A 5,704-nucleotide genomic window follows, 5' to 3' on the forward strand; every position below is an offset into this window, starting at 1 on the left:
CCGGCGCCACCGTGCCGGGTCGCCTGCTGCTCGTGGACGACGTCTGCACCACCGGCGCCACCCTGTTCGACGCCACCGACGCCCTGCGCCGCGCCGGCGCCGCCCACGTCTGGTGCCTCACGTTCGCCCGGGTGTGGTAGGGGGCGCGATGCCATGGAGGGCCGGAGGGCTCGCAGGAAGCATATTGACCGGCGACGAGAGGAGCGGTATACTTATGCAATACAAAAGTAGGGCATGCGATACGAGGCCCCGCACCGCGGTTCATCGCCGCGTCCACGAGCGCCACCCCGAACTCGCGGACGACAACGTGCTGGCAGCGTGGGAGAACAGCATCGCGTCCACGCCGCGAACGCAGAAGGACCCGAACGAGTACGTTGCAGTCGGCTTCGACGGCAAAGGAAGGCTCGTCGAGGTGGTGGCGGTGCGCTCCGCCGCAGGCGATTGGCTGGCGTTCCACGCCATGACGCCGCCTTCGGCCAATACACTCGGGGAACTGGGCTTCGAGAGGAGGCACGATGGGCTTCGAAGCAGATAACGGCACCGTCCTGACCGACGAGATGCTCGACAAGAGGGCGGAAGAGTACGAGGACGGGACTTGGAGCGGGCACGGCGAGGTGGCCATGGGCCGACCGAGGCTCTACGACGAGGACATGGGCACCGTTTCCTTCCGCCTCCCCTGCTCCCGCATCCGTGCCGTGGAGGCCGCCGCGAAGCGGCAGGGCGAGAGCAAGTCGGACTTCTTCCGCAGGGCCATCGACCGGGAGCTGCTGGAAAGCAGGTAGGCCCTGCACGCGAGCGCATCGAAGCCCTCAGCGCACAAGGCCGTGTCCGGGCTATGAGCGCCCCAGACGCCGGCGCGCAAAAAAAAGCGAAAACGGCGGGCCAGGGCTCGCCGTTTTCGCATGCCAGACGTTGGCCGAAGCCGGATCAGCCGCCTGCTACATCGTGCGCTCGCGCTTGGAGTTGGCGGCGTCGGAGAACTCGGCCACATCCACGGAGATGCTGTGCTGGATGGGCTTCCACTTGCACTTCTTCACCAACGCGACGAGCGCGATGGGAATGTAGGTGAGCATGAAGAACGGGAACGTGAACATGTAGAGCACCTTCTTGCCCGTGGCGGCGTGGATGGAATCCCACTCCACGAACGTGGTGAGCACGCCGAACATGAACATGAACACCAAGTAGTTGAACAGGCAGAAGAAGATGGACGAGATGGACGAGGCGATCATGATGCCCGTGGACATCATGCCCGTGGCCGCCAGCGCGATGATGATGCCGTTGAACAGCACCGACACGATAGTGAGCAGCATGCCGGGCGCGATGGTCATGAGCATGTCGTAGCAGGCGAAGCGCGAGCCCTTGGGGTTGGCCACGACGCCCTTCGCCAGGCGGGCGCCGTAATGCCAGAACACCTGGTAGAAGCCCTTGGCCCAGCGGAAGCGCTGGTTCCACGAGTCGCGGAACGTGGTGGGCTGCTCGTCGTAGAGGATGGCCGTGGGCGTGTAGCTGATGCGCACGCCCTCCAGGATGCTGTTCGTGGAGAACTCGATGTCCTCGGTGAGCAGGTGCCACTTCCAACCGCCGGCACGCTCGATGATATCGGCCGCCACGAAGAAGCCCGTGCCCGACACGACGCAGCTCGTGTTGAGCGTGAGGCGCGCCTGCGACAGGAACTTCGCCTCGCGCAGGAACCACACCGCGTAGCCGGCGGAGATCCAGTTCGAGTCGTAGTTTTTGGAGTTGCGGTAGCTGGTGGAGGCCTTGGCGCCGTGGTCGAACGTGGCGTTCATCTCGCGGAAGTAGTTCACGTCCAGCACGTTGTCGGCATCGAACACGAAGTAGGCCTCGTAACCACGATCGGCGTACTGCTCGCGGATGACCTGGAAGCCGTAGTCGAGCGCGTAGCCCTTCCCCACCTCCTTGTCGTTGTGGCGGGGGAAGACGATGGCGCCGGCCTCGCGGGCCACGTCGGCCGTGTCGTCGGTGCAGTTGTCGGCGATGACGAACACGTCGATGAGCTCGGCGGGGTAGTTCTGCACCTTGATGGAGTGGATGAGGTCGCCGATGACGGCGCTCTCGTTGCGAGCCGAGATGACGGCGGCGAACCGGTGGTTCTTCTTCGCCACGAGCTTCTTGGGCTTGCGCGTGAGCACCACGAACACGTAGTAGAGCTGGTACGTATAGCAGATGCTGAACGTGAGAAACACGCAGAAGTTGAAGATGTCGACGAACGATATCTGCGAGAAGAATTGGTCTAGCACTCCGTTTGCTCCTTTTACGGGCCGTCCCTGCCTTGCCGGCGGCCGTCCTCTGCTCGCTCGCACGCAGGCCCAAGGGCTTCGGCGCCCCCTGCTGCTGCCTGGTGTGGTGATGGTACGTGTGCTGTCGTGCGAGTTCGCAAGCTCGGACGATTATAGCCACTTCGCAGCCGCCCGTCCCAACGGGGAGTCCGTTCGTTACCGATTCTTCCGTTTTTTGCGCGGTAAAAGCCAAGGATTCACAAACGTTGTGCATACGAACTCCACAAACGCCCCGGATCTCCCGCTCGTGAACGCGTGCGCGCTGGCGTACAATAGAGGGCGAACTGTGCCGTTTTCCATACCCAGGGAGGCTTTTCCATGCCCGAGAACCACGACATCAAAGACATCGCGCTGGCCGACGAGGGCCTTGCCCGCATCCTGTGGGCCGACCGCGACATGCCCGTGCTCGCGTCCATCCGCGAGCGCTTCGAGCGCGAGCGCCCCCTGGAGGGCGTGCGCATCGGCGCCTGCATGCACGTGACCACCGAGACGGCGAACCTCATGCGCGCGCTCACGGCCTCAGGCGCGCAGGTGGCGCTGTGCGCGAGCAACCCGCTGTCCACCCAGGACGACACGGCCGCCGCGCTCGTGCGCGACTTCGGCATCAGCGTGTTCGCCATCGCCGGCGAGGACGCCGACACCTACAACCGCCATATCGAGGCCGTCATCGCCACCGATCCGCAGATCATCATGGACGACGGCGCCGACCTCGACACCGCGCTGCACACCCGCTTCACCGACAAGCTGGCCGGCGTGGTTGGCGGCACCGAGGAGACCACGACGGGCGTCGTGCGCCTCATGTCCATGGCGGCCGAGGGAACGCTCGCCTACCCCGTGTTCAACATCAACGACGCCAACACGAAGCACTGCTTCGACAACCACTACGGCACCGGCCAGTCCACGCTCGACGGCATCATCCGCGCCACGAACCGCCTCATGTGCGGGCGCACCATCGTCATCTCTGGCTACGGCTACTGCGGCAGCGGCCTGGCCCTGCGCGCGAAGGGCATGGGCATGCGCGTGATCGTGTGCGAGGTGGACCCCTTGAAGGCGCTCGAGGCGCACATGGAGGGCTACGAGGTGATGCCCGCGGCCGAGGCGGCGCGCTTCGCCGACGTGTGGGTGACCGTCACCGGCAACTGCAAGGTGGTGGACGCGCCCGCCTTCGAGAACATGAAGGACGGCGCGATCATCTGCAACTCCGGCCACTTCGACTCCGAGATCAACCTCGTGTGGCTTGAGGAGCACGCCGTGAAGAAGGAGGAGCTGAAGCCGCTCGTGGAGGAGTACACGCTCGCGGACGGCCGCACGGTCATCGTGCTGGCGCAGGGGCGCCTCGTGAACCTGTCGTGCGCCGAGGGCCATCCGGCAAGCGTCATGGACATGAGCTTCGCGAACCAGGCGCTGGCCGCCGAGTACCTCTACCTCCACGCCGGCGAGCTGGAGAACAAGGTGTACGACGTGCCGGCCACCATCGACGACGGCGTGGCCCGCGTGAAGCTGGAGACGCTCGGCATCGCCATCGACACGCTCACCGAGGAGCAGATCGCCTACATGAGCAGCTGGAACTTCGAGACGCTGTAGCGCGTTTTCCGCAGAGAGCGACGAAGGGGGCGCGCCAATCGATCGGCGCGCCCCCTTTTCTCAACCTGCCTGCATGGCTCAGGCTAGTCCTTCCCCCAATCGGCCACGCGTTCTTTCGCGTAGGCCTCCAAGTCCTCGGTGCTCATCCGGCGCGTCTCGCCGCCGGAGCACAGCGCCTCGATGTTGGAGACGATCGAACCGGCCACCTTGTCCAGGGCGCCGACGCCCACGAGCTGGAGCATCTTCATCACCACGAAGTTCCCGCGAACGGTTTGCTCGACGGTCACCTCCGTGCCTGCGTCAACGGAAGCGAGCGAGATCGAGGTGGTGTCATTCTCGTGCTTGGCGGTAGAGTCCATCGTCACGTCCATGCGGCGGGCGGCCTCGTCGTAGGCGGCCGTGCAGCGCGTGCTGTGGCGCTCGTCGAGAGCCGTTGTCCACTCGGCGTCGGAAACGCGCTCGACGATCTCCTGGCCTCCCGCCACATCGAGATCGGCCGCATGCTTCAGCGCCTGCCATACCTCCTCGATGGAATACGGGATGATAACCTGGTACGTATGGGTCGATTCCAACATGAGAGCCACGTCCTTACTGGTCCTGCGCTTGCATGCGCGATTCAACGATGATTTCATGGTACAAGACATGGTGCTTGGGGAAACGGAGGGCAGCCGCTTCATGCTTAGGTTGAACCCCCCCCTCTCGTCCGCAACGCTCGCGACAAGCGCGCCAGGCCTCTCTCTTCGAAGCCTTCTGTTGCAGGAAGCAGCCGGCACTGACGGCGGTTTCCTGCCGAGGACACGGTTTCTGGCAAGATATTTCGATAATGTACGAGTTTGAGTCGCTCTTTTTATATAAGTAGATAAGTAATCTTATAAAATACCAGTTCGGAATGATCAACTTTGAACTATCCTCGAATAGGACCATACATTATCGAAATATCTTGCCAGAAACCGGGCCTTGAGCGAGAAACGCCGGTGCAGGGGCTTCCGCAGCGGGGATGCTACCTGCGCTCGGCAGCTTTCTTCAGCTCTTCCCTGCGGGAGCGGAACTCGAGGACGGGCTTGTCGCCGCGCAGGAGGTTCTCGCCCATTTGGAGCTCGGTCTTCTTCGGGCGCTGCGTGAGCACCACTCTTCGGTCCTGGTGCAGGATCACGCCGTTCGCCACGTTGCCGGCGGCGCACACGAGGCCGCGCAGCACGGGCGCCTTGACCATGCGCTGGTAGAGGCGCAGGTAGATCTTCGTGCGCTCGTCGTCTACGGGTGCGAACGCCGCCATGACGCGCAGGTCGTCCGCGATGCGGTTCTGCCACAGGTTCGGCACGCGGTACTGAAGGCTGTTCAGCTCCCACCAGTTCTCTATCTCGTCGGCTGTCTGGGGCGTCTGGCCGCAGTCGGGCTCGTTCTTCACGTAGAACGTGAGCGTCTCGTCGTCCCACTCCGTCACCGGGCCGTTCACGAGCGTCTTGTGGCCGCGCCCGATGGTGTTCGGATGCACGAACGGCAGGTGGATCACGTCGAGCTGGTTCTCGATGGCGCGCGAGTAGTGCACGTCCCACACCTCATAGCGCTCCGCGTAGGGGAAATCGCCGCGGAACTCCTCGAACATCGGCAGGTCGTCGGGCGCGTCGGCGGGCTTGCCGTAGAACACCCAGATGAAGCCGAACGCGTCCACCGCGAGCCAGGGTCGCACGCGGAAGTTCTCGGGCACCTCCGCCTCGAGGCCGTTCGCGGGGATGGCCACCACGCGCCCGTCGGCGGCGTAGCGCAGGCCGTGGAAGGGGCAGTGCACATGCCCGCCCTCCACGCGCCCCGCCGCGAGG

Annotated in this window: 6 protein-coding genes; 3 read left to right on the forward strand and 3 right to left on the reverse strand. The window is 64.3% G+C overall.

Annotation, left to right across the window (positions count from 1 at the left end; translation table 11 throughout):
* The first annotated feature begins 184 nt into the window (after window positions 1-184).
* Together GPA_RS13705 and GPA_RS13710 are read left to right on the forward strand one after the other, a co-directional pair.
* Window positions 185-535, forward strand: coding sequence for a hypothetical protein (locus GPA_RS13705; protein ID WP_197533106.1), 351 nt, complete (start codon window positions 185-187; stop codon window positions 533-535).
* Window positions 516-782, forward strand: a complete 267-nt coding sequence (locus GPA_RS13710; RefSeq protein WP_015540233.1) for a ribbon-helix-helix protein, CopG family — start codon at window positions 516-518, stop codon at window positions 780-782. The genes GPA_RS13705 and GPA_RS13710 overlap by 20 nt, the downstream gene beginning before the upstream one ends.
* Window positions 783-938: 156 nt before the next feature.
* Here the strand turns inward: GPA_RS13710 and GPA_RS13715 are convergent, their stop codons facing one another.
* Entirely contained in the window at window positions 939-2,261 is a 1,323-nt protein-coding gene (locus GPA_RS13715) for a glycosyltransferase family 2 protein (protein ID WP_041239678.1), read from the reverse strand.
* A 357-nt stretch (window positions 2,262-2,618) separates the two neighbouring features.
* Here GPA_RS13715 and ahcY point away from each other — a divergent pair, with 357 nt between their 5' ends.
* Entirely contained in the window at window positions 2,619-3,884 is a 1,266-nt protein-coding gene (gene ahcY / locus GPA_RS13720; protein WP_015540234.1) for an adenosylhomocysteinase, read from the forward strand.
* An 83-nt stretch (window positions 3,885-3,967) separates the two neighbouring features.
* On the opposite strand, the gene GPA_RS13725 is transcribed toward ahcY, so the two are convergent.
* Together GPA_RS13725 and GPA_RS13730 are read right to left on the reverse strand one after the other, a co-directional pair.
* Entirely contained in the window at window positions 3,968-4,459 is a 492-nt protein-coding gene (locus tag GPA_RS13725; RefSeq protein ID WP_015540235.1) for a hypothetical protein, read from the reverse strand.
* 425 nt (window positions 4,460-4,884) lie between these two features.
* Window positions 4,885-5,704, reverse strand: an 820-nt coding sequence (locus GPA_RS13730) for a Rieske 2Fe-2S domain-containing protein (RefSeq protein ID WP_041239679.1), incomplete at its 5' end; no start/stop codon positions are given.

This window comes from Gordonibacter pamelaeae 7-10-1-b (assembly GCF_000210055.1).
GTDB lineage: Bacteria > Actinomycetota > Coriobacteriia > Coriobacteriales > Eggerthellaceae > Gordonibacter > Gordonibacter pamelaeae.